Raw genomic sequence first — 25938 nt, forward strand, 5'->3', positions numbered from 1 at the left:
CGTGGGGAGGGTCGGGCGCTGCTCGGGTTTGCAGCCCGAACCGTTCTCTGCGCTGTCCACACACTCCGCCAACCACTCAGCCAAAGGTGGCCTGAAGCCCACCTTACCTGCCAGCCCACAGGTAGGGTGGGCCTTGGGCCACCTTCGCGAAAGGCTACTATGACCGAGCGCCTGTATCTTTACGACACCACCCTGCGCGACGGTCAGCAGACACAGGGCGTGCAGTTCTCAACCGAGGAAAAGCGCGCCATTGCCGAAGCTCTGGATGCGCTGGGCGTAGACTACATCGAAGGTGGCTGGCCCGGCGCGAACCCCACCGACAGCGCGTTTTTTGACGCCGCGCCAAAGACCCGCGCGCGCATGACTGCCTTTGGCATGACCAAACGCGCAGGGATGTCAGTTGAAAACGACGACGTGCTGGCGGCTGTTCTCAATGCGGGAACGCAAACCGTCTGCTTGGTGGGCAAGACACATGATTTTCACGTCAGTGCGGCCTTGGGGATTTCCAATTCCGAAAACACGGAAAACATCGCCCGCTCCATCGCGTACCTGACTTCCACCGGTCGGGAGGCGCTCTTTGACGCAGAGCATTTCTTTGACGGTTACCGCGCCAATCCCACCTATGCGCTGGAGGCTGTAAAGGCCGCCTATGACGCAGGCGCGCGCTGGGTTGTACTCTGTGACACCAACGGCGGGACCCTGCCGGAGGAGGTGGGGCGGATCACATCAGAGGTCATCGCCGCCGGTATTCCCGGCGATCATCTTGGCATTCACACCCATAATGACACGGAAAACGCGGTTGCCTGCACACTGGCCGCCGTCGATGCGGGAGCGCGACAGATCCAGGGCACACTCAACGGCCTTGGCGAGCGTTGTGGCAACGCCAACCTCACCGCGCTGATCCCGATCCTGCTGCTGAAAGAGCCCTACGCCAGCCGCTTCGAGATAGGCGTGACACGTGACGCGCTCGCAGGGCTTACTCGGATCAGCCGCATGCTGGACGAAATCCTCAACCGCGTGCCTTTCCGGCAAGCTGCTTTCGTCGGCTCCTCGGCCTTTGCACATAAGGCCGGGCTGCACGCCAGCGCCATCCTCAAAGACCCCACAACCTATGAACACATCGATCCGGCGGATGTCGGTAATGCCCGTATCATCCCGATGTCCAACCAGGCCGGGCAGTCGAACCTGCGGGAACGGCTCAGCGGCGCAGGGCTGGCGGTCAACAAAGGCGACCCGGCGCTCGGGCTGATCCTTGACCGGATCAAGGCGCGTGAGGCGGAAGGGTATTCCTACGATACTGCTCAGGCCAGTTTCGAGCTGCTGGCGCGTGACGCATTGGGACAGATGCCGGCGTTTTTCGAGGTCAAACGCTATCGCGTCACGGTGGAGCGGCGCAAAAACAAATACGACAAGATGATCAGCCTTTCCGAGGCAGTGGTCGTTGTGAAGGTCAATGGCGAGAAGAAACTCTCGGTCTCCGAATCCATGGACGAAAGCGGCTCCGACCGTGGACCCGTGAACGCGCTCGCCAAGGCGCTGGCGAAGGATCTCGGGCCGTATCAGAACATCATCGACGACATGCGCCTCGTCGACTTTAAGGTGCGCATCACTCAAGGGGGGACCGAGGCGGTCACCCGCGTGATCATCGACAGCGAAGACGGGCAGGGGCGGCGCTGGTCCACTGTGGGTGTGTCCCCGAACATAGTCGATGCGTCCTTCGAGGCGTTGCTGGATGCGATCCGCTGGAAAATCCTGCGGGACACGAGAGGATCGTCATGAGCGACGCCTATCGGGATGCCTTCTTTATGTTGCATCGTGATCTGCCGCGCGAAGGGCCCGGTGAGCCTGCAGATATCATCTGGGCGGCGGGTGTCGCGGGGACTCCAAGCTCTGCCCGCATCTGTGACGCGGCCTGCGGGCCTGGCGCGGATGTTGCGGCGCTGCGAAGGGTCGCCCCGGATGGAAAGGTGACCGCACTCGACAAGTACCCGCATTTTACGGCCCAGGCGCAGGCGCTGCATGGCGATGACCCGGTGGTGACCATCACCACCGGCGACATGGGTCAGATTACCGGCCCATTTGATCTGATCTGGTGTGCAGGCGCGCTCTACTTTCTCGGCATCACCGCGGGGCTAAAGACGTGGCGCGCTGCACTGGCGCCGGGCGGGGCCGTTGCCTTTTCCGAACCCTGTTGGTTTACCGATGCCCGGCCCCGAAAGGCAGTCGACCTCTGGGCGGACGAATATCCTGCAATGACCGATGTTGCCGGGATCGACGCGCAGGTGCAGGCGGCGGGATACACCACATTGGCCACCCGCAAGCTCTCCGCCGCGGCATGGGAAAACTACTACGGTCCAATGGACAAGCGGATCGCAGCACTCTCACCTGGCGACACATCGGAAATGCAGCAGGTACTCGCCGAAGCGCGTCGTGAGGCGGATGTCTGTCGCGCGCACCCGGAGAGCTTTGGCTACCTGCTGAGCGTGGTGCGCCCTGGTGGGATTTGACGCCGACTTGAACGCCTGCGCGGCGCTGGTTGAACAAGGCGACGCCGACCGGTTTTCGGCCACCATGGCAAGCCCGATCTCGGCACGTCACATCCTTTTTCCGCTCTATGCGTTCAACATCGAGGTGTCGCGCGCGCCCTGGGTGACGCAGGAGCCGATGATCGCCGAGATGCGCCTGCAATGGTGGCGCGATGCGCTGGAGGAAATCGCCGAAAGCCGCCCTGTGCGGCGGCACGAGGTGGTCACGCCGCTGGCGGGTTTTCTGACGCCGGATCAGGCCTGCGCGCTGGATCGGCTGGTCGACGCCCGCCGCTGGGATATCGGCGCGGCGCCCTTCGAGGACGAAGCGGAGATGTGGCGCTATCTTGAAGCCACGACAGGCACGCTCCTCTGGATCGCTGCACAAGCCTTGGGTGCAGCACCCGCCGAGGAAACCGCGTTCCGTAAAACCGCGCGCGCCGTGGCGCTGGCCAACTGGTTTCAGGCGTTGCCGGAGCTTGAAGCGCGGGGCAAACGCCCGATGCACGATGGGCGGCCCGAAACCTTGGCAGTTTTGGCCAAAGCTGCGTTGGCTGACCTCAAAATGCAATCCGCCCTCGGCAGCGCCTCACGTCTGGTTCTGCTCTCCGGTTGGCGCGCCCGCCACGTTCTGAAAATCACCGCGCGCCAGCCCGGGCGCGTCGCCCGCCGCGCCCTCGTCACCCCGGCGCTGCAGCGCAGCCTCAGCCTGATCCGGGCCCGTTTGACCAGACGCATCTGACTTCTTCTGGCTTCAAATATCCCGGGTGAGGCGCGGATAGCGCCGAGGGCAGAGCCCTCAAACCACCTGCGGCTTGGGCCGCATCACCAGCCAGATCAGAGCACAGCCTGCCAGCACCAGAAAGGGAATCATGGCGATGTTGACGGCTGCCCACCCCTCTTCGGCGGACCCGCCGGAGCAGTTCATCAACCCCCCCGAGGCGAGCGAGGCCAGTGTAACCCCGCCGAAGACCAGGAGATCATTTACCCCTTGCATGCGTCCGCGCTCATGCGGTTCATGTGCGCCCGCCAGCATCGTGGTGGCCCCGATGAAGCCGAAGTTCCAGCCCAGTCCGAGCAGGATGAGGGCGATGAAGAAATGCGCGAGCTCCACGCCGGACAGCGCCACGGCCCCGGCGGCACCGAGGATCAGCAGGCCGAGCCCCATGATCCGCTCTACCCCGAACCTGACGATCAGATGGCCGGTGAAAAACGACGGTGCGAACATCGCCAGCACATGGCCCGTGACCACGTTGGAGGCATCCGCCACCGCGAACCCACAGCCCACGACAGCCAGCGGCGTGGAGGTCATCACCAGGTTCATCAGCGCGTAAGACACCATGGCGCAGATCACGGCAACCGCGATGCGCGGCGTCTTCAACAATTCCATGACAGACCGTCCCCGCGGTGCCTCTGCCGAAGGTTTCAGCGGCTTGGGGATGTCGAGAAAAGCAAAGAGCAGCATGCCCAGCACGTTCAGCGCCATCGCCGCCATATAGACCGGGAAGAACCGCATGACCGTGGCATCGGGGTTTGCACTGGTCAGATAGCCAACCAGCTGCGGCCCGATGATGGCCGACAACAGCCCGCCCGCCATGACATAGGAAATTGCCTTGGGGCGAAAGCTGTCCGAGGCTGTATCAGCCGCCGCAAAGCGGAAAAAACCCTGGGAAGACATATAAATGCCGGTCAGATAGCTGCCGACCAGAAAGATCCAGAAGTTGTCCAGCGTCAGCGCATAGGCGCAGATGGCCGCACCGATCAGCCCGCCAACGGCGCCGACGAGAAAGCCCGCGCGCCGGCCAAAACGCTGCATCAGGCCCGAGAGCCAGGGTGCGGTGGTCATCGACCCGAAGACGATCATCGAAATGGGCAGTGTCGCAAGGCAGGCGTTGACCGCCATCTGCTGCCCCGCCAATCCGCCGATCACAAAAATCATTGTGATCTGGCTGCCCAGAAACGCCTGCGCCATGACCAGAACCATCACATTGCGCTTGGCGCGACTATCATCTGTTGCGTGCATGCGCCTTGGGTAATCTGCTTGCCGGGTCGGGGCAAGTCCCCTTGCCACCGGGGGCTTGTGGCCTAAAGTCGCGATATGAGAAATGCGGGTTCGATTCTGGTCATGGGGGGCGCGCGTGAGGCGCATGGCCTTGTATCCCGTCTTAAATCTCGTGGCCGCTCGGTTGTCGCCAGCCTGCCAGAGCCCGAACGGGTGTTTGAGCCCTTGCCGGTGCCGACGCGGGTGGGGGCTTTTGAGGACAACGCGAGTTTCGAGGCCTGGGTGGACACGAACAACGTGGTCTGTGTGCTTGATGCGAGCCATGCCTTTGACGCTGAGGTCTCGCGGCGCGCCGCGCTTGTCTCGACACGTCTGAATCTGCGGTATCTGCGGGTGTTGCGCGCGCCGTGGCGCGCCTCCGGGCAGGATTACTGGACGGACTACCGCACCGTGCGCAAGGCATCCGAAGACATCCAGTCGGGCGAGCGTGTGTTTAGCAATACCGGGCGGGCCTCCCTGCCGGAGTTCGAGACGTTTGCCGGGCAGGTGCTGTTTCTGCGCCAGACCCAAGCCCAGACAGCACCACCGCCCTATGACTTTGTGCGCTACGTCACCGGCACGCCGCCTTTCTCTCAGCACAGCGAAGAGGCGCTCTTTCAGACCCTGCGGATTTCACGCCTGATCTGCCGCAACGTGGGCGGATCGGCCAGCATCTCGAAACTGCTGGCCGCCCGGCGCCTGGGGCTTCGCGTGGCCATGGTTGCGCGGCCGGACCCGCCGACCGGCGTGCAGGTGGTTGAAACCGTGACCGAGGCGCTGGCCTGGGAAGCCGACGCATGAGCGTTGGGCGGATTATTGAAACCGACGCGGATGTGGCCGAAGGCGCGGCGTGGCTGGCCGATCAGGATGCCCGGCTGGCCCGCGCCCTGGCGGCAACCGGCCCGCTGCCACTGCGCCGCAGGCCGGATGGCTTTGCACAATTGTTGAGTGCCATCGTCAGCCAGCAGGTCTCCACAGCCTCGGCCCGTGCGCTCTGGGCGCGGCTGGAGGAGGCGGACGCGACAGAGCCTGCCACTGTTCAGGCCCTGAGCGCGGAGGCTTTGCGGTCTTTGGGGCTCAGCCGTCAGAAGGCGCGCTACGCGCATGCGCTTGCCGCGGCAGAGATCGACTTTGCTGCCCTCAGATCGGCACCTGATCAGGAGGTCATCCGGGTGCTGACCGGCGTCACCGGCATCGGTGTCTGGACCGCGGAAATCTACGCGATGTTCTCGCTGGGCCGTGCAGATGTCTTTGCGCCCGGCGATCTCGCCCTGCAGGAAGCGGCACGCCTTCTTTACGATCTGCCCGAGCGCCCCAAGGAACGGGACTTGCGCGAGAGGGCGGAAAGCTGGTCACCCTGGCGGTCGGTTGCAGCACGGCTGCTCTTTGCGTACTACCGGGTGGCCAAACAGAGGGACGGGATCACATGACACGGGTTTTGAATGCAGGCCGCCGCGCGCCGGTGTCGGGGGATACGCGGTCTGTCGTGGTGTTCCTGCATGGTTATGGGGCCAATGGTGCCGATCTTCTGGGGCTTGCGGACCCGCTGGCCGAACATCTGCCCGATACACTTTTTGTGGCCCCCGATGCGCCCGAAGCCTGTGCCGGCGCGCCCATGGGATTTCAGTGGTTTCCGATCCCGTGGATCGATGGCTCGTCGGAAGAAGAGAGCATGCGCGGCATGATGCAGGCCATCGACGATCTCAACGCCTTTCTGGATGCGCTGATGGTTGATGAGGACGTGCTGCCCGAGCAGGTGGTGCTCTTTGGCTTTTCCCAGGGCACGATGATGGCGCTGCATGTGGCCCCGCGCCGCGAAGACGCGGTAGCCGGTGTGGTCGGCTTTTCTGGTCGGTTGCTGAGCCCCGAAACCCTTGCCGATGAGGTGGTCGTGCGCCCGCCCGTGCTGCTGGTACATGGTGACGCCGATGATGTGGTGCCGCCGCAATCCCTGCCGCAGGCTGCCGAGGCCCTGCAGGAAGCAGGCTGGCAGGATGTCTACGCCCATATCATGAAAGGCACCGGCCACGGCATCGCGCCGGATGGTCTGTCCGTGGCGCTGGCCTTCATGCGCGACAAGCTGGGGCTCTGAGCGCAGGCGGACAGCGGATCAGATCACGGGTCGTCGATCTCAGTCGCCAGACCAGACCGGACCAGCACGGTTAGAAACTTGCGCGCGGCCCCTGCGTCCAGACCGCGGATCGTGTCTCTGGCGGTCAAGGTGGCCAGACCATGCACGGACGCCCAAAGCAGGGTCAACCGCACCGCGTCCGCGCCATTGTCATTTTTCACGCCCGCCACGCTGCGCAACATGGTCTGCAGTTCATCCTGCACCGTGAACAAACGGCCGTCATCCGGGGTCTGCACTGGGTAGCTGAAAAGCGCCCGCCATCGCTCCGGTTCGGCCCGTGCAAAATCGAAATAGGCTTCCGCCATGGCGGTGAGCTTTGTCTCCAGATTCGCATCGGTACTGGTCACAGCGGCGGCCAACGCCGCCTGCAAGAGGCGGGCAGAGCGCATGTTCACTTCGCGCACCACGCCGTCGATATGACCAAAAGCGTTGTAGAGCGCGCCCACCGAGCAGCCTGCGGCCTGCGCCAGCCCACGGGCAGAGAGCGCCTCATATCCCTTTTTCAAAAGCAGCTGTTCTGCAGCATCGCCACCTTTTCGTCGGATGTCGGCAAGGTTGCGATCGCGGCGTGACGTAACGTTCTCTTCTTCCATTGCGTGAACATCGTTCACAGAATCAGAATTGTCAAATATGAACACTGTTCATGAACTGCGTTCACGATCAAATCAGATAAAGGTGAGACGATGCCAAGATTTGCAATTCCGGGTGGCTTTGCCCGTCAGGTCCGACAAAAAGGCCTCGACTATCTGCGCCAGCATGGCAACGGTCGCTATGCATCGCCCGGCCAGTGGGGCATGGCTGGTGTCTGGACTATTGCCTTGAGCGTTTCGACAGCGCTGCTGCTCACATCGCAGGGTCCAATGACGTTTCTTTGGTGTGCTGCCTGTGGTCTCTTTGCCTTCTTCGTGCTCGCCACACTCTGCCATGATGCGGCGCATGGGTCGCTGTCCCGCCATGGCTTTGTCAACCGGCTTGCCCTGACCTTGGGCTTTGGCATGTTCGGCGTGTCGGGCGCGCTTTGGCGGTGGCGGCATATCCGGCTGCACCACGTTTTCCCCAATGTCGAAGGAACCGACATCGACGGCGAGGGATCACGGCTGATTCGGCTGGCACCTTACGGGGACTGGCACCCGTGGCATCGCGCCCAGGCCTTCTATGCACCGTTCCTTTACGCGTTGGTCATGGCGCATCTCGCTTGGGTCGAGGATTGGCAGAACCGCAAGATGGCGCGCCGCATGGCTGCGGAGCAGTTTGCAAATCCGATGGCGACGGCAGAGTTCCTTGCGGTCAAGGCCATCCATGCGCTGGTGGTTCTGGGTCTGCCATGGTGGATCTTGGCTCCACCGCTTTGGGCGCTGGGGCTGGGGTATTTGATTTACACCGGCGTTGCGTCGATCCTCTTTATTGTCATCGTGGCAGGATCGCACCTGAGTGAAGAGGCGGATTTTGTCTCTCCTGACGGTGACCGCATTCCCCACGATTGGGCCGAACACCAGCTGCGTACCTGTCTGGACTGGTCGCCCGAAAGCGGCGCGGCTGCAATGCTTTCTGGCGGATCCAACGCGCATACGGCACATCACCTCTTTCCACAGGTGGCCCACTGCCACAACGCCGCTCTGAGCAAGATTGTTTCTGAGGCTGCGGCAGATCACGGCCTGACCCACAACATCACCACTTTCGCAGGGCTGGTTTTCTCTCACCTCCGGCATCTGCATCACCTTGGCCGCCCACCTTCGGGCCGCCTCAACCCCTTGCTGAAGGAAAAACAGTCATGAAATCCTTGCCATCCCACATGCGTTTCATTGGCGTCATCATCGCACTTGCCCTGACCCTGACGGCCTGCACCGCCCCTTGGGGAGGGTGGGGTCCGCCCATCCCGGTTCAACCCAAACTCGCAGGCGCAAAGGGGTTGGATGTCTACGCAAGTCAGCCAGCGGAAATCCGACCGCGCCTGAGGGGCAGGCGTGCCACCCAGATTCTGGTCTGGTTGAATGGGAAGAGCTATTACGACGCGGACTGCCAGATTTCAAACGATGCTTTTGAGCTCCGCTTTCCCAGCTTCACTGTACTGGAGTTGCCTGATTATGGTAGGGCGTCCCCGCCAGCGACCGTGTCCTGCCGTGCGGGCGATCTCCGGGGGCAGACCGAACTCGCGGTGGTGAATATCTCATCGGAGATCCGTCAACGCCGTTCAGGTCAGAGCGCGCTGCCGGGCGCACCGATGGTCACGGTCAATATCCCGCTCGGACGCGATGACCGTCCCGGTGACATCTGGGGCTACCCGACTGCAGTATGGGTCAACCTCCGCTAGTCCTTGGCCGCCTTGCGATAGGTGCCCGGGCTTTGGCCCATGATCCGGTTGAATTCGGTGTAGAAGTTCGACCGGGTCAGAAAGCCGGCGGTCTCGCCCACGGCGCCCACGGGGTCCGATGTACTGTGCAACAACCATGCGGCTTCTGCGACGCGGAATTCGTTGATGAATTGCGAGACATTCTTGCCCCCGGTTCGGTTGATGGCCTCAGAAAGCGCCCGATCCGTCACGCCCAGCCGCCGCGCCAGACGGGTCAGCGATAGCTGCGGATCAACGAACAGGCGGCTTTCTTCCAGAAAGGCGCGGGCCTTTTCCGCGATCTCCGCATCCTGGCTGTTTTGCTGGCTCTGCGCGGGCAGTGCATCGCCGCCGCGGATTGTTGCCGCAACCGCCAAGCCCAGTATGGCAATCATCACAAGACTGGCCAGCGACAGGAGCCAGCCGACGTTGGCGCCCTCATTGCGGGCAAAATCGATGGCAATCAGCGTGTCCATCACACAGGTAATCACCAGCAGGCCGACCCCGAACAGGATCAAACGGCGCATGAACCCCACATGAGCCACCGCCAGCTGTGACAAGCGGTCCGGTCCACCCCGCCAGAGCCGCAACAGCAGCAGCGCGTAGATGGCGTAGCTGAGCCCGATCATCAGGTCGAGCGCCACCCGGATGTTCGGGACAGCGGCCACGACGGCTGTCGCCGCGGCAGCACAGCCGAGATGCAACAGGAGCGCCGTTTGCAGACGCGGCGCGCGGTCCGACAGGGCAAAGTACCCAAGATAGATCAGCGGCCCGATCCAGAACGGCAGCAGCCGCTGTACCACCAGCACCGCGTCGATCTGATAGGCAAATCGCAGAGCGACCAGTATCGTTTCGACCACGATCAGTCCCGCAAGCGCCGCGAAAAGCGTCTTGGCAGGCCCCGGTAACCAAGCCCGTGTCAGCACCATGACACCAAAAATCGCGGCCAATCCGGTCAGAAAAAGGGGGAGGGGGACGGAAATCACGGGGGCAGGCCTGTCCTCGATTGCGTGGCGCTGTCCTGAAAGCCGTTTCAGGACAGTCAAGGCATTGCCCGAAAACGGCTCTTTGCTCAAGTCAGGATCATCGCAACACCAATTCATGAGGTCTGACATGAACACCAATCTTCGCCAATTCTGCCTGTCGGCGGCCATTATTCTGGGATTTGCAGCGACGGCGGATGCCGCCGATTTCGCCCCCGCCGTCGCCGAATACCGCGCGGCGCATAAAGAAGCGGATCGCGTGCTGGAAGGGCATGTGTGGTACCCGTCGCTGTCGCAGGAGCCGGAACGGTTGCTCAAGGGCAGCGCCGTCTGGCGCAACATTTCCGGCCATCTGGATGCCCGCATCGCACCCGGTGTCTTTCCGGTGGTGATGATGTCACACGGCATGTACGGCAACTCGATGAACCAGGCGTGGCTGGCCAAGCGCCTGGCTGCCGACGGGATCATCGTCGTGCAGCCCAACCACCCCGGCACCACCAGCTTCGGGCGCGACCCCGATCAGGCGCGCCAGCTGTGGCTGCGCGCAACGGACCTTACCGTCAGTTTCGATGAGTTGCTGACCGACCCGCGGTTTGCTGACCACATGGACCCAACACGTGTCGCCGCCGCAGGCCATTCGCTGGGCGGCTACACGGTCATGGCGGCCGCCGGGGCCCGGCACGATGTGGCGCATTTCAATGAAGCCTGCGCGGATACCCCTGAGCGCCCGGATTGCGCCGCACTGGAGATGTGGAAGGTGGGGCACAACCCCGATGACCTTGAAGCGCTGCAAAGCGACCGGTCCGATCCGCGCCTACGCACCGTGATCCCGCTGGATCTGGGGGGGACACAGACCTTTGCGCCGGACAGCCTTGCCGAGATCGACATCCCCGTGCTGGTCCTCGGCTCCGGGCGTCAGGACATGCTGGACCAGACCATCGAATCCCGCGCCCTGGTGGCCAACCTGCAGGAAAACCTGGTCACCCATGTTGAGGTGGAAGATGCCGGGCACTTTGATTTCATGGGCGTCTGCGTCGAAGGCGGATACGAATTGCTCAAGCGTGAAGAGCCGGGAGACGAGATCGTCTGTGTCAAAGGGCAGGACGCCCGGATTGCCCAGCACGACCGCATCTATGATCTGATCATGACGCATCTGCGGGCCACTGGCGTTGTGGCTCAACACTAAGGACACAAGGTCCGGTTCCGCCGTTTCTGGGTTGTGCCGGACCTTGTGGATAACTGTCACTTAACCGTTACCGTGTTACCCTATGCATCCTGCGACATGTTGTGGTCAAACAGGGGCTTGCAAGACGCAAACCACGAGATATAGTCGGCCTATCGGCGGGACTGGCCCGCTGGACCGGACGCGGAACGGCAAAGGGTGCGTGTAATCATGGACGGCGATTTCAGAACGGATTTTACCCGCAACCCTGCGAGCCTGAGGCACCGACCCGCGCTGGTGCTGAATGCGGATTATCGCCCCTTGAGTTACTACCCGCTGTCGCTCTGGCCCTGGCAGGAGGCGGTCAAGGCGGCCTGGCTCGACCGGGTCGACATCGTCGCCGAATATGACGACATCGTCCGCAGCCCCAGTACGGAGATCAGAATTCCGTCAGTCGTCGTTCTGAAAGACTACGTAAAACCTCAAAAGCGCGTGGCCTTCACGCGCTTTAATTTATTTCTGAGGGATGAATTCCGCTGCCAGTACTGCGGTGCAAAGGGAGAATTAACCTTTGATCACGTGGTCCCGCGCGCCTCTGGCGGGGTGACCAGCTGGCAGAATGTGGTGGCGGCCTGTTCGCCCTGTAATCTGAAAAAGGGCTCCAAACCGCTGCACCGCACTGGCCTGTGCCTGCGTAAGCCGCCGCGCCAGCCAGGCGCGGAAGAGCTGCGGAACATGGGGCGCAAGTTCCCACCCAACCATCTCCATGACAGCTGGATGGATTTCCTTTATTGGGATGCGGAACTCGAAGCTTAGGTCTCTCCGGGCCGAAGCCGTCGTGGATCGGGCGCGTGATGTCCCCAATGTCGACCTAGCCGCATAGATTGGTGTACATCAACCGGAATCCACGCGATCGGTCGAGCGTGCGGCACATCTCATTGCCCGCCTGATCTGGCCGCAGATAGAGATCGAGAAAGGGCAGGGAGGTTTGTCGGATCACCCGCTGCCAGACGCGTTTGCCGGGCCCGTAGCGGTGCAGGTTCAGCCAGCCAACGGTGAAGTCCAGGTGCGAGATTTTCCGCGGGCTCAGAACGACGAGATCACTGTCCGCCGCCGCGATCATCGCGTGGCTCTCATGCCGTTGCCGCTGGTGAAAGAGCTTGCGCATCAGGCGCAGGAAGTCCCGATCCCTGCGGGCGCCATCACGGACATTCTGCGCGACCTGCCCTTTCACATCGAAATAGTATCGCATATGCGGGTTGCGAATGCGTTCGTCTCGTCTTGTCGGGTCAGTGCCGTCCATATTGATCGAAACCTTGCAGCGCGGTTCGCTGTCACAAAAATGCCGGGACGCGGCGCCGCCGAAAGAATGCCCCATCGCGCCAACGCGGGACAGATCGAACATCCCGGTCAGCCCGTGTGACCCGGCGCTTGTATTGATGTCTTCGAGCGATGCGAGAACGAGCTCGATGTCGGCTACCCAAAGCGCAAGATAGGCGCGGCTGCCGCTGAGCACTTCGGATACCAGATAGTGGTACCGGTCGAGCAAATCACCCTCCGGCACGGCTCCCAGGGGCAGCGCGGCGAGGGCATCCGCCGTTGCCTCGTCAAACGCCAGATCGGGGTTGCGCCGGTCTTCGGAGAGCTCACTTTCGAAATACGCCTGCAGATCGGGGTCCACCTTGGCCACGCGGCCTTCCTCAAGCGTCACGAGGCTCGCGGCAAAGCTGTGGCCGATGGAGACCACAACGTATCCCCGCTGCACCAAGGCCTCAAAGTAGGGCTCGTTCGCCTCTGCCGCATTCCCGTTTCCGTGCGAATAGAGAATGACCGGCAAGGGCCGCGCGGTATCCGGTTTGGCATTCTGATAGGTGTTGCTGCGGCGTTTGCGGTTTCGCAGTTTTGCCAGAATGTCGTGGTTCCCGGCCGGATCAATCGCAAAATCAATCGCCGCGCTGTGAAACCCATAGTGCTTGCGGCTACCGGCATCCAACGGGGCCTGTGCCGGATACCAGACACGCACCATCAGATCCCTGTCACGGCGCCCGTTGGCGCGGGTCAGTATCCGTTGCATTTTCGGGGTCAGATCATCAATCAGGTCCGGGCTGGACAGCACCAGCCGTTGAGAGCCGATAACGTCGGCCCGCGCCACAGCAGTGAGCCCGGCAAGAACGAGGAGCAGGGGGAGGACGTAAACAATTGGTCGTAATCGCACGGGGGAGCCTTTCATCAGGAGCACACATCAAGAGACCGGTCGATCCGGTGTCCAAAGGTGCAGATACTGATGGTGTGCGGGGCGTGTCGTCCGGTCCGGTGGGGGCGGACATCCATTCCGCCGAATGTCAGGCGTCGAGATCGATCCAGACGGGCACATGGTCCGACGGCTTGTCACGCCCGCGCACGTCCTTGTCGATCACACAATCGGTCAGCAGGTCGGCCGTTTGCGGGCAAAGCAGCAGGTGATCGATCCGGATACCATGATTTCGGTTCCACGCGCCAGCCTGATAGTCCCAGAAACTATAGTGTCCGGGCCCTTGCGTGCGGGCGCGAAACGCTTCCGTCAGGCCGAGGTTGATCAGTTCGCGAAAGGCGGCGCGGCTCTCCAGCCGGAACAGGGCGTCTTCCCGCCAGCCGTCAGGCGTGGCGGCGTCCTCGGCCTGTGGAATGATGTTGTAGTCGCCAGCCATCAGAAACGGCGTCTCTTCGGCGAGGAGCGCCTCTGCCCTCGCCTTGAGCCGCGCCATCCACGCCAGCTTGTAGTCATACTTAGGGCCCGGGACCGGGTTGCCGTTCGGTAAATAGAGCCCGCAGACCCGCAAGGCATGTGACGTGCCCATGATCGTCGCCTCGATCCAGCGGGCTTGCTCATCGCTGTCGTCCCCCGGCAGGCCGCGCGTGACGTCCTCCAGCGGGTGTTTCGAAAGAATCGCCACGCCGTTGAAGCTCTTCTGCCCATGGGTGGCCACATTGTACCCGCGTTCTTCAAAAAGTTCCGTGGGAAAAGCCTCGTCGACCGACTTGATTTCCTGAAGGACCACAACATCCGGTTGGGTATCATCCAGCCATTCGGGTAGTGCGTTGATCCGTGCCTTGATCCCATTGATGTTGAACGTGGCGATCTTCATGTCGGCCCTCCCGAGATTTGTGCAAGCTATCGCGCAATCAGACGGCCAGAGCAAGCGCCGCAGTGACGCCAAAACATGTGCCAGGCTGGAGGTGATTCCGGTGATTCCCGTTAACGGTTAACGGAAAACGGCAGTTATAAGTTAATATCCACATATTTATCCACTGTGGATAAAAAAAAATTAACCAAGATTACCAAACTGAGTTTCGCGTCACGGTCGGTCCGTAGGGCGTGACTCTAGTGTGGATAAGTAGTGGTTAACACATTCTTAACGTGAAAATTTATTGGAAACTCTCCTTAAACGGGCAAGCGTGAAAGGGCGAAAACTTCATTTGAAAGGGATATGCAATGAAGACGAATGTACTGTTGGCGACACCCGCAATCGAAGACACATTTACCGTTGAGACGGACCTGCACAGCGGCGCAGGCACAGCGCTTTTCACCACCAGCATGGGCCCCGCAAGCGGCGACATGATGCGCGGCGAGGCGACCGAGCTCTTCACCACCTCGATGGCGCCCGAAGCAGATACCATGTCCGGTGCGGAAACCGGTCAGTTCACGACCAGCATGGTCGCAGGCCGTGACGCACTGTCAGGGGATGCAACCGGTCTCTTCACGACCTCCATGTAACCCAAGGTCTTTTGGATCGGGCCAGACACCCATCTGGCCCGGCCACAAGCCTTGCGCGGCAGATCTATCAGACAAAGGAAGAACCCCCATGTCTAACGTCGTCTCTTTAGGTCTGCCGCGCAGATTGGATCTGGCAGAACGTCAGGGCCTCTTGATTGGAAATTTTGCCTGTAACAGGCGCAGTCCGGACGATGTGTTCTGGCTGAAGGAAAATGCCGAAGTTCTGAATGTGCTGGCGAGCAGCGGTGCGATGCTGCCAGAGAGCGCATTGGCACCTTATCGGCGTGTCTACGACGGCCTAGACGAGCGGCTTCGGTTTTTTCCTCAATACTACCGGTTCCTGCTGTCGATCTGTCTCGACCTCGAAGATCTGGGGTTCGGCAGTGGCAAGGGCACCGATCTCTGCCGTTGGGTTGCGAAAATGGGACTCGTCGAGGCAGAGCTCTCTGATCTGCAACGCGCCGAGGCGCAGCGACTGCTGAAAAGACGCGGCGTGGGCAGCGAAGATATGATGCTGAAAGAACGTTTGCATCGGTTTATCAACCGGTCCGAGACCTTCACGCTGCCGAACAAGAAAGCCGCCTACGAGCTGACCCATATCGTGTTCTACCTGTCGGACTACGGCTTGATCGATCCATATCTGGAGGACGCGGCGATTGCCAGCCTCGAGTTTGCAGGTCTGCTGGCCTATCTGGATCAGGATATTGATTTACTTGCGGAAATCTGCGTTGCCATGCGCTTTGCCGGGAAGCGGCCAAGCGCGATCTGGGAAGACTGGATTGCGCAGGACATGGGCGGCTTCGTGTTGAAAGCGGATGGACCGCAAGGCTCCGATGCCTATCACGAATATCTGGTAACCTGCTGGTGGGCGCAGTTTGCGGACCGTCCCAGCTTTCCCGGTGAGGCGCAGTCCACTGGTCTTTATGTCCAACGGCATTCGGCGCGCAAGGGGCCTTTACGGGCGATGTCGGAGTATATGTTCCACCTTGGACCGGCACGCAACAACGACTGGAGCCAGATGCGGGCCGCCATGACGGACGCGGTTGGTGAGGACGGAGAAGACATCCTCAGCGGCGCAGAACAATCCTCTGACCGATTTGATGCTTTCTTTGAAAGCTTTGCACGCGCTGATTCTTGAAAATATATCAAAAGCAAAGATATACGTGCCGACGTTAATCTACATCGAGAACGAAGTACCACACCCGCAGGAGCTTGAGGCATTGGGGTTTTCGATGATGAACCGCGCCCCGATCAACTCTTCGGAAAAATCGATGACTGCATCGCCGAGGAACGGCAACGACACCGCGTCAATAACCACCTTCTGGCCAGACCCCTCAAGCACCAGATCATCCGCACGGGGTTCATCGAGCGCGATTTCATACTGAAACCCGGAACATCCGCCGCCTTCGACAGCCACGCGCAAGGCCTTGCCGTCGGTGGCGGCACCGATTTCAGCCAGTCTGTCAAACGCGCGGTGCGTAACCTTGGGCGGGAGTTGCATCTGCGTGCTCCGTCAAGCGGTTTCATTAAGTCTTCGCGTGCAATATAGAAACTCTTGAGACAGGCGACAAGGACCAGCACGTCATGACGGCAGTATATGCCTCTGATCCCAACCACGCCCGGGGACGGCGTGTGCGGGAAGAGGAAAGCACGTTTCGGTCCTGCTTTCAGCGGGATCGGGACAGGATCATTCACGCCAGCGCCTTTCGCCGGCTCAAGCATAAAACACAGGTCTTCATCGAGCACGAAGGCGACTATTACCGCACGCGGCTGACCCATTCGATCGAGGTGGCGCAGGTGGCCCGCACGATCGCGGGGGCCCTTGGGTTAAATGGCGAGCTGACGGAGGCGGTGGCCCTTGCGCATGATCTGGGCCACACCCCCTTCGGGCATACCGGCGAGGACGCGCTTTCCGTGCTCATGGCACCCTACGGTGGGTTCGATCACAACGCGCAGGCGATCCGCATCGTCACCCATCTGGAGCGGCACTACGCGGATTTTGACGGTCTGAACCTGACATGGGAGACCCTGGAGGGCATTGCCAAGCACAATGGACCGGTCGTCGGTCCGGTGCCCTGGGCGCTGAAGGCGTACAACGATCAACACGATCTCGAACTCTATACCTATGCCAGTGCAGAGGCGCAGGTTGCGGCGATTGCCGACGATGTGGCCTACAACCATCACGATCTGCACGATGGTCTGCGGGCGGAGCTGTTTTCGACCGACGAACTGGCCGCGCTGCCGATCCTGAACGCCTGTTTCGAGGAAGTGGATGGCACCTATCCGGGGCTGAACTACTACCGCAGGCGGCACGAGGCCCTGCGCCGATTCTTCGGTATGCTGGTCGAGGATGTGATTGATTTCGCGCAGGAAAGACTGCGTGAACTGGAGCCCCAGTCGGTGGATGATGTCAGGGGTGCAGGACGTACCATCATCCGCTTTTCAGATGATGTCTTCTCCGATCTCAAGGTGATCCGGTCTTTCCTCTTTGACCGCATGTACCGGGCGCCCAGCGTCGTGACGATGCGCGCACAGGTCACGCAGGTGGTGGAGGAGCTCTTTCCCTACTTCTTGGCGCATCCCGATCAATTGCCAAAGCAGTGGCGCAAGGATGTGCAGGAGGTGTCCGATGAAATCGACCTGGCGCGCATCGTGTCGGACTATATTTCCGGCATGACGGACCGCTTTGCGCTGCAGGAACATGAGCGGCTGATTTCGGGCGGGTAAGCTTGCCTAAACCCTGCGGCTGCGCGGTGTCCGGTTGACCCGCGCCTTGGGCGTGATACACCGCGCCAATCTCTGCCGAAGGACGCTGACATGAACCTTTTTGCCGATATCCGCGCGCTTGTTTTGGAGTGCCTGCAGGACATGGGGGCCGCCGGGCAACTGCCTGAAGGTCTGACCATGGACAACGTGACGGTCGAGCCGCCGCGCGATGCGGCCCATGGGGATATGGCGACCAACGCCGCAATGGTGCTGGCAAAGCCCGCTGGTCAGAAACCGCGCGACATCGCCGAAGCGCTGGCCACCCGGTTGGCCGAGGATGACCGGATTGTCTCCGCGGAGGTTGCAGGGCCAGGGTTCCTGAACCTGCGGCTCGCTCCTGCGGTCTGGCAGTCTGTCGTTGCCGCCGCTCTAACGGCAGGCCCGGATTTTGGCCGCGCGCAGCTGGGGCAGGGTAAGCGTGTTAACGTGGAATATGTGTCGGCCAACCCCACTGGCCCCTTGCACGTGGGTCACACGCGCGGCGCCGTGTTTGGTGACGCGCTGGCATCCCTGCTGGATTTCGCGGGTTTCGACGTCACGCGGGAGTATTACATCAACGACGGCGGCGCACAGGTCGATGTGCTCGCGCGGTCCGTGTATCTGCGGTATTTGGAGGCGCATGGGCAGGAGGTGGCCTTCCCCGATGGCACCTATCCGGGTGACTATCTGATCGCCGTAGGCGAGGCGCTGAAGGACAAGGTGGGCGATGCCTATCTCGACAAGGGCGAGCAGTTCTGGCTTGAAGACATTCGCAACTTTGCTACTGACGCCATGATGGATTTGATCCGCGCGGACCTCAAGGCGCTTGGGGTTGAGATGGATGTGTTCTACTCCGAAAAATCGCTCTACGGCACAGGCCGGATCGAAGCGGCGATTGATGATCTGCGGGGCAAGGGCTTAATTTACGAGGGCGTACTCGAGCCACCAAAAGGTAAAAAGCCCGAAGATTGGGAGCCGCGCGAACAGACGCTTTTCGCTTCGACCGAACATGGGGATGACGTCGACCGCCCTGTGAAAAAATCGGATGGCAGCTGGACCTATTTTGCGCCTGATATCGCCTATCATTACGACAAGGTGGATCGGGGGTTTGACGCGCTGATAGATGTCTTTGGCGCCGACCACGGCGGCTATGTGAAGCGGATGAAGGCGGCGGTTTCCGCGCTCTCGGGGGGCACCGTGCCGCTTGACATCAAGCTCACGCAGCTGGTGAAGCTCTTCAAGAACGGCGAGCCCTTCAAGATGTCCAAGCGGGCAGGGACCTTTGTGACCCTGCGCGATGTCGTTGATCAGGTCGGCGCGGACGTCACGCGCTTTGTCATGCTCACACGCAAAAATGACGCGATGCTTGATTTCGATTTCGACAAGGTCATGGAGCAGAGCCGCGAGAACCCCGTGTTCTACGTGCAATACGCTCACGCCCGTGTGGCATCTGTGCTGCGCAAGGCGGGAGAGGTGGACATCCCCGTGGATGATGCAACCCTGCAGACCGCCGACCTGAACTTGCTGGATCATGAAGCGGAGCTAGGGTTGGCGGCCAAGCTGGCCGAATGGCCGCGTCTGGTGGAAACCGCCGCGCGCAGCAATGAGCCGCACCGGGTGGCTTTTTACCTCTACGAGCTGGCCGGAACCTTCCACGCGCTGTGGAACAAGGGCAACGAGGTTCCGTCCTTGCGCTTTGTGCAGGATGACCCAAAAGTCACAGCGGCGAAAATCGCCCTCGCAAAGGCCGTGAGCGTTGTAATTGCAGCCGGTCTTGGTATTCTTGGCGTTACACCGGCGCAGGAAATGCGGTAGCAAATCGCGACCTTCGCCCGAGCAGGCAATCATAGACAGACCGACGGGGCATCGTATCCCATCGGCAGCGAGGCGATGATGGCGGACGTTGAATTTTCCCATGGTATGGGCGCGTATGGGCGTGAGCGTGAGGCTGCGCGCGATGAAGAGCTGTCGCCCAACGCCCTGACAATGATGACAAATGTGGCTGGTGCCGTGGTGTCTCTGGCTTTGATCGCGGGTATCGGGGTCTGGGGCTACAAGCTGATGGTGCGCGATGTCTCCGGCATCCCGGTGGTGCGCGCGGCCGAAGGGGAGATGCGGGTGCGCCCGGACGATCCCGGCGGACAGGTGGCCCGGCATCAGGGCTTGGCAGTCAACGCAGTGGCCGCAGAGGGCGTTGCCGCCGGACCCGTGGATCAGGTGATGCTGGCCCCGCGGGACATTGATCTGGCGCAGGAAGATCAGCCGATTTCTGCCACGAATGTGTCCCCGGTGGCGCAGCCCGAACCGCTCGCCCCGGCGGCGGAGGTTGTCGGCGGTGCAAAACGCATCCCCGCACGTGTGGACAGCACGCTGGCGGAAAACCTGCAAAGCGGCGCAATTGATGCGGTTGTGGCCGAGTTGACAGCCGGTGTGACCCCGTTGGCAGAAGAGGCCGATACAGCGGCAGAAACCGTTGCTGCGGAGGATCTGGCGGAAGCCCCGGCCGCAGAGGCGCAGGAAACCACCCCTGAGGCCAGCCCGGCACAGCTTGTGAAACGTCCGCGCCTGCGACCGGGCGCGCCCGCAACACTGCAGACCGCCGCCTTTGTCGCAGAGACTCCGACGGCCGAGATTGACGCGGCGGCGATCCCGGCAGGCACGCGCCTGGCGCAGTTGGGTGCCTTCGACAGCGCCGATGTTGCCCGCACCGAATGGGCGCGTTTGGAAAGCCGCTTTGGCACCTATCTGCAGGACAAATCCCGCGTCGTGCAGCAGGCGCAATCGGGCGGACGCACCTTCTATCGCCTGCGGGCCATGGGGTTTGTCGACCTGGCAGATGCGCGCCGGTTCTGTTCCGCCTTCAAGGCCGAAGGGGTCGACTGCATTCCCGTCGTGTCCAAGTGAGCAGGTTCGGCGCCACTATCCTGGACGCCGATGGCTTGGCGTTGACGCCTGCCGAGACCAGCTTTTTCCGGCAAGCCAATCCCTTTGGCTTTATCCTCTTTGCCCGCAACATCGACACCCCGGATCAGGTGCGCCGTCTGTGCGACCAGATGCGCGATGCGGTCGGGCGGGATGCCCCCATCACCATCGATCAGGAAGGCGGGCGTGTGCAGCGCCTGCGCGCGCCGCACTGGGCAGAATGGCAGCCGCCCTTGGATTTCGTGACTGCAGCCGGCGCACATGCCGAAAAGGCCATGTACCTGCGCTATCGCCTGATCGCGGCGGAACTGAAAGTGCTGGGGATCGACAGCAACTGCGCGCCCATGGTCGATCTGGCGGGCAGCGAGACGCATGATTTCCTGCGCAACCGGTGCTACGGGTCGGACCCGGCCACCGTGGCGCGCTTGGGCCGTGCCGTGGCTGATGGCCTATTGGCGGGCGGTGTTCTGCCGGTGATCAAACACATGCCCGGCCATGGCCGCACCACGCTGGACAGTCACCATGATCTGCCACATGTCAGCGCCGCACCTGAAGAACTGGCGCAGCATGATTTTGCCCCCTTTGCGGCGCTCAGGGATTTGCCGATGGGGATGACCGCGCATCTTGTCTATGAGACGCTGGATGACCGCCCCGCGACCCTGTCACCCAAGGTCATGAAAGTGATCCGGGAAGAGATCGGGTTTGACAACCTCATCATGACCGATGACATCAGCATGAAGGCGCTGAGCGGCAGTCTGGAAGAGATCACAACCGGTGCCCTCTCTGCCGGATGTGATGTGGTCCTGCACTGCAATGCACCGCTTGCCGATCGCGAACGGGTGACCGGGGCGGCGGGCGAGATGAGCGAGGCCGGGCAAGTCAGGGCGGAACGGGCCCTTGGCTACCGGAAAGCCCCTGACGATATTGACATTGACGCCACACGCGCGCAGCTTGAGACGCTGTTGAGCGGGGCGTAAAATCGTTATGGTGCATGGCTGAAATACCCTTTGAGGAAGACAGGACATCGGTTGCGGATCGGCTCGCCGCCGAGGCGCTGATCGTCGATGTGGACGGCTTTGAGGGGCCACTCGATCTGTTGCTGACGCTCAGCCGCACGCAGAAGGTCGATCTGCGCAAGATCTCCGTTCTGGCGCTGGCCCGGCAATACCTCGCCTTTGTGGAACGCGCCAAGGCGCTGCGGCTGGAACTGGCAGCAGATTACCTGGTGATGGCGGCCTGGCTTGCCTTTCTGAAATCGCGTCTGTTGCTGCCACCGGACCCCACTGAAGAGGGTCCGTCGGGTGAGGAATTGGCCGCGCATCTGGCCTTTCAACTCGAACGTCTGCAGGCGATGCGCGATGCCGCCGCGCGGCTGATGGGGCGTGACCGACTGGGGCGCGATTTCTTCTGCCGGGGGCAGCCGCATGAGGTCACCCGCACCCGCAAGATCGAATATACCGCGACGCTGCTGGACCTGATGCAGGGCTATGCGCGTATCCGCACGCGGGATGAATTCCGCCCCTTCGTGATGGATCGCGAGGCGGTGTTCACCATGGAACAGGCGCTGGAGCGGATGCGCGGGCTGATGGGATTTGCAGGCGACTGGACGGATATCTCCAGCTACCTGCCCGAAGGCTGGGAGCTCGACCCGGTGCGCCGCCGGTCGGCCACGGCTTCGACCTTTGCGGCCTCGCTGGAGCTTGTTAAAGAGGGCCATCTGGAAATCCGCCAGTCAGAGACATTCGCGCCTATCCAGCTGCGCAAGAAGGACCGCCCATCGTGAGTGACGAAACACCGGCAGCACCCGAAGAAAGCCTGTTCGAAGCGCCGCCCATGGGCGAACAGGAGCGGATGGTGGAGGCCATTCTCTTTGCCTCCGCCGAACCGGTATCGCTGAAGGAACTGGGCGCACGCATGCCGCATGGGTCCGACCCGGCAGAGGCGCTGGTGCATCTGCGCAAGCGCTACGAGGGCAGGGGGGTGAACCTGTGCAAGATCGGGGATGCCTGGGCGATGCGCACGGCACCCGATCTGGGCTTCCTGATGCAGCGCGAAACCGTCGAGACCCGCAAGCTCAGCCGCGCCGCCATCGAAACGCTGGCGATCATCGCCTATCACCAGCCCGTCACCCGCGCGGAGATCGAGGAAATTCGCGGGGTCTCCGTCAGCCGCGGCACCGTCGATCAACTGTTGGAGATGGAGTGGATACGCTTTGGACGTCGCAAGATGACGCCCGGACGGCCCGTGACTTTCGTGGTCACCGAAGGGTTTTTGGATCACTTCGGGCTGGAGAATGCCCGCGATTTGCCGGGCCTCAAGGAGCTGCGCGCGGCGGGTCTGCTGGAAAATCGCCCCCCGCCGGGCCTTGGATTGCCCGGTCCCGAAGAAGATGCGGAAGAGGAAAGCGCCGAGGGGCAGAGCGAGCTTTTCGAGGACTGACGCCTCTTGTCCTGAAAATTGCCGTAATTGGTGCTATAGTGACGGTGAGGCAATGCATCACAGGGCAGCACGATGGACAGACTTATCAGCATGATCCTGCGCCAGATCACCCGGCGGTTGGTCAACAAGGGCATCAATGCGGGTATCAACAAGGCCGCCTCCCTGCGTCCGCGCAAGGATGATGGGGGCAACACCCCTGCGTCCCCGCAAAGCAAAGAGAGCGCCCAACGAACAAAACAAGCGATGAAGATGCTGCGCCGCACCACGCGGATGTAAAGCGCCTCAGGTTGCGCGAAAATGCTTGCTGAGTTTCAGGCCCTGGCCTTGATAATTTGACGCGATGCCCGCGCCGTACAGCTGTGTCGGCACCTCTGCCATGCGCTCATAGACAAGGCGGCCCACGACCTGCCCGTGCTCCAGCACGAAAGGTGCCTCGTGACAGCGTACTTCGAGCACGCCGCGCGATCCGGAACCGCCCGATGCATCGTGGCCAAAGCCGGGATCGAAAAAGCCCGCGTAATGCACGCGGAACTCGCCTACCATTGCGAGAAACGGTGCCATTTCGGCGGCGTACTCGGGTGGAATAGTGACCGCCTCGCGGCTGACCAGAATGTAGAATGCACCGGGGTCGAGGATGATCTGCCCGTTGTCGCTGTGCACTTCCTCCCAGTAGTCGCGCGGCGGGTAGTGGTCGATCAGGTCGAGGTCGATCACACCAGTATGGGGCTTCGCGCGGTAACCCACCAGGGTCGTTTCCGTCAGGCGCAGATCGACGGAGAATCCAAGCCCGTCGTCGATTACCGCCGTGCCGTCGACGAGCGGTGTTTCGGCATGCAGCGCCCGCAGGGCATCATCATCCAGCACCGCCTGCCCATCGCCAAATCGGATCTGGTTCAAGCGCATGCCCGGACGCACCAGAACGGAAAACGACCGCGGGCAGATCTCGGCATAGAGCGGGCCGTGGTACCCCGGCGCAATCCGGTCAAATTCTGTACCGCCATCGGTGATGGTGCGGGTCAGCAGATCCAGCCTACCGGTCGAGCTTTTGGCATTGGCCACCGCCTGAATATCTTCGGGCAGGGCCAGCGATTCCATCAGCGGCACGACGTAGACACAGCCCTTTTCCAATACCGCCCCGTCGCTGAGATCCACGCGGTGCATCTCAAACTCCTTCAGGCGGTCGGAAACCCGTTCGCCGTGGCCTGCAAGAAAGGAGGCGCGCACCCGGTAAGCCGTTGTGCCCAAACGCAGATCAAGGCTGGCGGGTTGAATCTGTGCGGCGTTGATCTCGCGTGTTGCGGCGATCTGGGTGTCGGCGATCATCTGAGTGATCATCTGGTTGGGCAGCACGCCGCTCATGCTCTGTCTCCTGAATGTGCAAAGGCCCGCGCGAGGGGCGCGCGGGCACTTGGCAAATGTCGGATAGTGGTCGGGCTAGCAGGACTCGAACCTGCGACCTTCCGTCCCCCAGACGGACGCGCTACCAGGCTGCGCCATAGCCCGACATGAGGCGCTTCATACCCGATCTGGGGGCCGAGGCAAGAGCGAATTGGCATCTGTCAGTCTTTGCGGAGGTCTTTGCGCGCGCTTGCCATGCTGGCACGCAGCCGGATCAATTGCGCCAGAAGCGGCTTGGCGGCCTGCTGTTGATCCGGGGCCAGGGTCTTTGTCCGTGCGAGCGCCGAGAGCGCGGCGGGGTGCGCCGACATATCGGCCTCGTCGGGCAGAGGGCCAAGCTCGATGATCCGTGGTTTTGGCTCCGCTGGTTCTTCGGTATCCGCTGCGGCCTCGATGTGGATTTCGTCCGGTGTGCTCTCTTCAGCGTCGGAGCTGTCCGGTAGGTCATCGCTATTTTGGACCGAGTCTTCCGGGGTTTCGTCTGGCGGCGGCGCCAGAGGGCGGCGGATAAAGCTGGGCAGGCTGTCAGAGGCAGGCGTCTCTTCTGCGGCCACCTCTGCCGGGCTCTCCGCGTCCGGTTCCGGCGCGTCTTCTGCGCTTAAAGATGCTTCTTCGAGCGCCGCATCTTCAGGGGCACTTGCGTCGATGGGCGTCCCAGCCTCTTCGGCGTCCGGCGCGGGTGTTTCTTCTGCCGGGTCGGGCTCCTCAAACAGAGCCGGTTCCGGTTCGTCCGCAGGCACGTCGGCCGTCTCTTCTGTCGCCGGTTCTTCTTCCACCTCTGGAAGATCCAGCACCGCTTCTGAAACCGCGTCGAGCGGGTCTGGTTCGGGATCCGGGACTTCCGGGTCGGCCTCCAAAACCTCTGGTTTAGGTGCCTTTTCTGCTTCGGGTTCTGGTACCGCTTCGGGCTCAGGCTCCGGTGAAGGCTCTTGCGCAGGCTCTGCGTTCTGTGTTGCGTCTTCCGGTTCGGGCTCGGCTATCTCCTCAGCCTCAGCCTCAGCCTCAGCCTCAGCCTCAGCCTCGGGCGCGGCTGGCTCAGGCGCCTCGGCTGCGGGTTCCGGCAGGTCGATCGGCTCGGGCGAAGCCTCCTCAGCCATATCCACTGAGTCACCGACGTCTTCTGCTGTTTCAACCGGCTCAGGTGCCGCGGCCGCTTCGAGGGGCGGGTCTTCCGGTGCAGCTTGTGCAGGCTGATCGGAGCTGCCTTCGATCACCGCCATGGTCAGATCATCAAGAGCCTGCGACTGGTCCGCCACATGGCTCATGCCCTGTTCACGCAGGATCTTCTGCACACCCTTGATGGTCAGCCCATCGTTGTGCAGCAGCTTCTTGATGCCCCCCAGCAGCAGCATATCGGCAGGTCGGTAATACCGTCGCCCGCCCGCGCGCTTGATCGGTTTCACCTGCGTGAACTTGCTCTCCCAGAACCGCAACACATGCGCCTGCACGCCCAGCCAGTCGGCAACCTCCGAGATCGTGCGAAAAGCATCAGGTGATTTGGACATCAGA

27 protein-coding genes and 1 tRNA gene are annotated in these 25938 nt (G+C 61.9%); 19 read left to right on the top strand and 9 right to left on the bottom strand.

What is annotated here, in order from left to right; genetic code table 11:
- Window positions 1-159 precede the first annotated feature (159 nt).
- From cimA to Q1A07_RS16015, 3 genes are read left to right on the top strand one after another with little or no spacing between them, the layout of a single operon-like run.
- Entirely contained in the window at window positions 160-1779 is a 1620-nt protein-coding gene (cimA, locus tag Q1A07_RS16005) for a citramalate synthase (RefSeq protein WP_299783036.1), read from the top strand.
- Window positions 1776-2507, top strand: coding sequence for a trans-aconitate 2-methyltransferase (locus Q1A07_RS16010; RefSeq protein ID WP_299783037.1), 732 nt, complete (start codon window positions 1776-1778; stop codon window positions 2505-2507). Before cimA ends, Q1A07_RS16010 begins: the two co-directional genes overlap by 4 nt.
- The gene (locus Q1A07_RS16015; protein ID WP_299783038.1) at window positions 2497-3267 is read left to right on the top strand and encodes a squalene/phytoene synthase family protein; all 771 of its coding nucleotides are present in this window, start codon (window positions 2497-2499) and stop codon (window positions 3265-3267) included. The genes Q1A07_RS16010 and Q1A07_RS16015 overlap by 11 nt, the downstream gene beginning before the upstream one ends.
- A 57-nt stretch (window positions 3268-3324) precedes the next feature.
- On the opposite strand, the gene Q1A07_RS16020 is transcribed toward Q1A07_RS16015, so the two are convergent.
- The gene (locus tag Q1A07_RS16020) at window positions 3325-4548 is read right to left on the bottom strand and encodes an MFS transporter (RefSeq protein ID WP_299783039.1); all 1224 of its coding nucleotides are present in this window, start codon (window positions 4546-4548) and stop codon (window positions 3325-3327) included.
- 75 nt (window positions 4549-4623) lie between these two features.
- Between Q1A07_RS16020 and Q1A07_RS16025 the strand changes: the two genes are divergently transcribed.
- Genes Q1A07_RS16025 through Q1A07_RS16035 form a run of 3 tightly spaced genes read left to right on the top strand, consistent with a single transcriptional unit; the run spans window position 4624 to window position 6658 of the window.
- Entirely contained in the window at window positions 4624-5367 is a 744-nt protein-coding gene (locus tag Q1A07_RS16025) for a precorrin-6A/cobalt-precorrin-6A reductase (RefSeq protein WP_299783040.1), read from the top strand.
- On the top strand, window positions 5364-5996 hold the full coding sequence (locus tag Q1A07_RS16030; protein WP_299783041.1) for a DNA-3-methyladenine glycosylase 2 family protein: 633 nt from the start codon (window positions 5364-5366) through the stop codon (window positions 5994-5996). The genes Q1A07_RS16025 and Q1A07_RS16030 overlap by 4 nt, the downstream gene beginning before the upstream one ends.
- Entirely contained in the window at window positions 5993-6658 is a 666-nt protein-coding gene (locus Q1A07_RS16035) for an alpha/beta fold hydrolase (RefSeq protein WP_299783042.1), read from the top strand. The genes Q1A07_RS16030 and Q1A07_RS16035 overlap by 4 nt, the downstream gene beginning before the upstream one ends.
- A 23-nt stretch (window positions 6659-6681) precedes the next feature.
- Here Q1A07_RS16035 and Q1A07_RS16040 read toward each other — a convergent pair whose 3' ends face one another.
- Entirely contained in the window at window positions 6682-7290 is a 609-nt protein-coding gene (locus tag Q1A07_RS16040) for a TetR/AcrR family transcriptional regulator (protein ID WP_299783043.1), read from the bottom strand.
- Window positions 7291-7380: 90 nt separating this feature from the next.
- Between Q1A07_RS16040 and Q1A07_RS16045 the strand changes: the two genes are divergently transcribed.
- Complete coding sequence (locus tag Q1A07_RS16045) at window positions 7381-8472, top strand: fatty acid desaturase (protein ID WP_299783044.1); 1092 nt, start codon at window positions 7381-7383, stop codon at window positions 8470-8472.
- The gene (locus tag Q1A07_RS16050; protein WP_299783045.1) at window positions 8469-9008 is read left to right on the top strand and encodes a hypothetical protein; all 540 of its coding nucleotides are present in this window, start codon (window positions 8469-8471) and stop codon (window positions 9006-9008) included. Before Q1A07_RS16045 ends, Q1A07_RS16050 begins: the two co-directional genes overlap by 4 nt.
- On the opposite strand, the gene Q1A07_RS16055 is transcribed toward Q1A07_RS16050, so the two are convergent.
- On the bottom strand, window positions 9005-10141 hold the full coding sequence (locus Q1A07_RS16055; RefSeq protein WP_299783046.1) for an AraC family transcriptional regulator: 1137 nt from the start codon (window positions 10139-10141) through the stop codon (window positions 9005-9007). The two genes, Q1A07_RS16050 and Q1A07_RS16055, sit on opposite strands and share 4 nt — an antisense overlap.
- On the opposite strand from Q1A07_RS16055, the gene Q1A07_RS16060 reads away from it, so the two are divergent.
- The gene (locus tag Q1A07_RS16060; protein WP_299783047.1) at window positions 10140-11195 is read left to right on the top strand and encodes an alpha/beta fold hydrolase; all 1056 of its coding nucleotides are present in this window, start codon (window positions 10140-10142) and stop codon (window positions 11193-11195) included. The two genes, Q1A07_RS16055 and Q1A07_RS16060, sit on opposite strands and share 2 nt — an antisense overlap.
- A gap of 207 nt (window positions 11196-11402) precedes the next feature.
- A complete protein-coding gene (locus Q1A07_RS16065) occupies window positions 11403-11987 on the top strand; it encodes an HNH endonuclease (RefSeq protein WP_299783048.1) in 585 nt (194 codons plus the stop codon).
- Window positions 11988-12042: 55 nt separating this feature from the next.
- On the opposite strand, the gene Q1A07_RS16070 is transcribed toward Q1A07_RS16065, so the two are convergent.
- Window positions 12043-13323, bottom strand: a complete 1281-nt coding sequence (locus Q1A07_RS16070; RefSeq protein ID WP_299783049.1) for a hypothetical protein — start codon at window positions 13321-13323, stop codon at window positions 12043-12045.
- Window positions 13324-13513: 190 nt separating this feature from the next.
- Entirely contained in the window at window positions 13514-14296 is a 783-nt protein-coding gene (gene xth, locus Q1A07_RS16075) for an exodeoxyribonuclease III (protein ID WP_299783050.1), read from the bottom strand.
- Window positions 14297-14643: 347 nt separating this feature from the next.
- Here xth and Q1A07_RS16080 point away from each other — a divergent pair, with 347 nt between their 5' ends.
- Both Q1A07_RS16080 and Q1A07_RS16085 read left to right on the top strand, forming a co-directional pair.
- Window positions 14644-14925, top strand: a complete 282-nt coding sequence (locus tag Q1A07_RS16080; protein ID WP_299783051.1) for a DUF6749 domain-containing protein — start codon at window positions 14644-14646, stop codon at window positions 14923-14925.
- Window positions 14926-15013: 88 nt separating this feature from the next.
- On the top strand, window positions 15014-16063 hold the full coding sequence (locus Q1A07_RS16085) for a hypothetical protein (protein ID WP_299783052.1): 1050 nt from the start codon (window positions 15014-15016) through the stop codon (window positions 16061-16063).
- A gap of 39 nt (window positions 16064-16102) precedes the next feature.
- Here the strand turns inward: Q1A07_RS16085 and Q1A07_RS16090 are convergent, their stop codons facing one another.
- Window positions 16103-16426, bottom strand: a complete 324-nt coding sequence (locus tag Q1A07_RS16090) for an iron-sulfur cluster assembly accessory protein (protein WP_299783053.1) — start codon at window positions 16424-16426, stop codon at window positions 16103-16105.
- A gap of 83 nt (window positions 16427-16509) precedes the next feature.
- On the opposite strand from Q1A07_RS16090, the gene Q1A07_RS16095 reads away from it, so the two are divergent.
- The 7 genes from Q1A07_RS16095 to Q1A07_RS16125 all read left to right on the top strand — a co-directional run bounded on the left by Q1A07_RS16095 (window position 16510) and on the right by Q1A07_RS16125 (window position 23307).
- Window positions 16510-17652: a deoxyguanosinetriphosphate triphosphohydrolase gene (locus Q1A07_RS16095; protein WP_299783054.1), complete on the top strand. Its 1143-nt coding sequence runs from the start codon at window positions 16510-16512 to the stop codon at window positions 17650-17652.
- 90 nt (window positions 17653-17742) lie between these two features.
- The gene (gene argS, locus Q1A07_RS16100; protein ID WP_299783055.1) at window positions 17743-19485 is read left to right on the top strand and encodes an arginine--tRNA ligase; all 1743 of its coding nucleotides are present in this window, start codon (window positions 17743-17745) and stop codon (window positions 19483-19485) included.
- A 78-nt stretch (window positions 19486-19563) separates the two neighbouring features.
- On the top strand, window positions 19564-20574 hold the full coding sequence (locus Q1A07_RS16105; RefSeq protein WP_299783056.1) for an SPOR domain-containing protein: 1011 nt from the start codon (window positions 19564-19566) through the stop codon (window positions 20572-20574).
- On the top strand, window positions 20571-21569 hold the full coding sequence (nagZ, locus tag Q1A07_RS16110) for a beta-N-acetylhexosaminidase (protein WP_299783057.1): 999 nt from the start codon (window positions 20571-20573) through the stop codon (window positions 21567-21569). Before Q1A07_RS16105 ends, nagZ begins: the two co-directional genes overlap by 4 nt.
- 14 nt (window positions 21570-21583) lie before the next feature.
- Window positions 21584-22375, top strand: a complete 792-nt coding sequence (locus Q1A07_RS16115; protein ID WP_299783058.1) for a ScpA family protein — start codon at window positions 21584-21586, stop codon at window positions 22373-22375.
- Window positions 22376-22425: 50 nt separating this feature from the next.
- On the top strand, window positions 22426-23031 hold the full coding sequence (gene scpB, locus Q1A07_RS16120; RefSeq protein WP_299783554.1) for an SMC-Scp complex subunit ScpB: 606 nt from the start codon (window positions 22426-22428) through the stop codon (window positions 23029-23031).
- 72 nt (window positions 23032-23103) lie between these two features.
- Window positions 23104-23307 carry a hypothetical protein gene (locus Q1A07_RS16125; RefSeq protein ID WP_299783059.1) on the top strand — a complete coding sequence of 68 codons (204 nt, stop codon included), beginning with the start codon at window positions 23104-23106 and terminating at the stop codon, window positions 23305-23307.
- Window positions 23308-23313: 6 nt separating this feature from the next.
- Here Q1A07_RS16125 and Q1A07_RS16130 read toward each other — a convergent pair whose 3' ends face one another.
- The 3 genes from Q1A07_RS16130 to Q1A07_RS16140 form a co-directional block, all read right to left on the bottom strand.
- The gene (locus tag Q1A07_RS16130) at window positions 23314-24390 is read right to left on the bottom strand and encodes a 2'-deoxycytidine 5'-triphosphate deaminase (protein WP_299783060.1); all 1077 of its coding nucleotides are present in this window, start codon (window positions 24388-24390) and stop codon (window positions 23314-23316) included.
- A 67-nt stretch (window positions 24391-24457) separates the two neighbouring features.
- Window positions 24458-24534: transfer RNA gene (locus tag Q1A07_RS16135), tRNA-Pro, on the bottom strand.
- Between the two features lie 56 nt (window positions 24535-24590).
- On the bottom strand, window positions 24591-25934 hold the full coding sequence (locus Q1A07_RS16140) for a MerR family transcriptional regulator (protein WP_299783061.1): 1344 nt from the start codon (window positions 25932-25934) through the stop codon (window positions 24591-24593).
- Window positions 25935-25938 lie beyond the last annotated feature (4 nt).

The organism is uncultured Roseobacter sp., from assembly GCF_947492555.1.
In the GTDB taxonomy this organism is placed as follows: Bacteria; Pseudomonadota; Alphaproteobacteria; order Rhodobacterales; family Rhodobacteraceae; genus Roseobacter.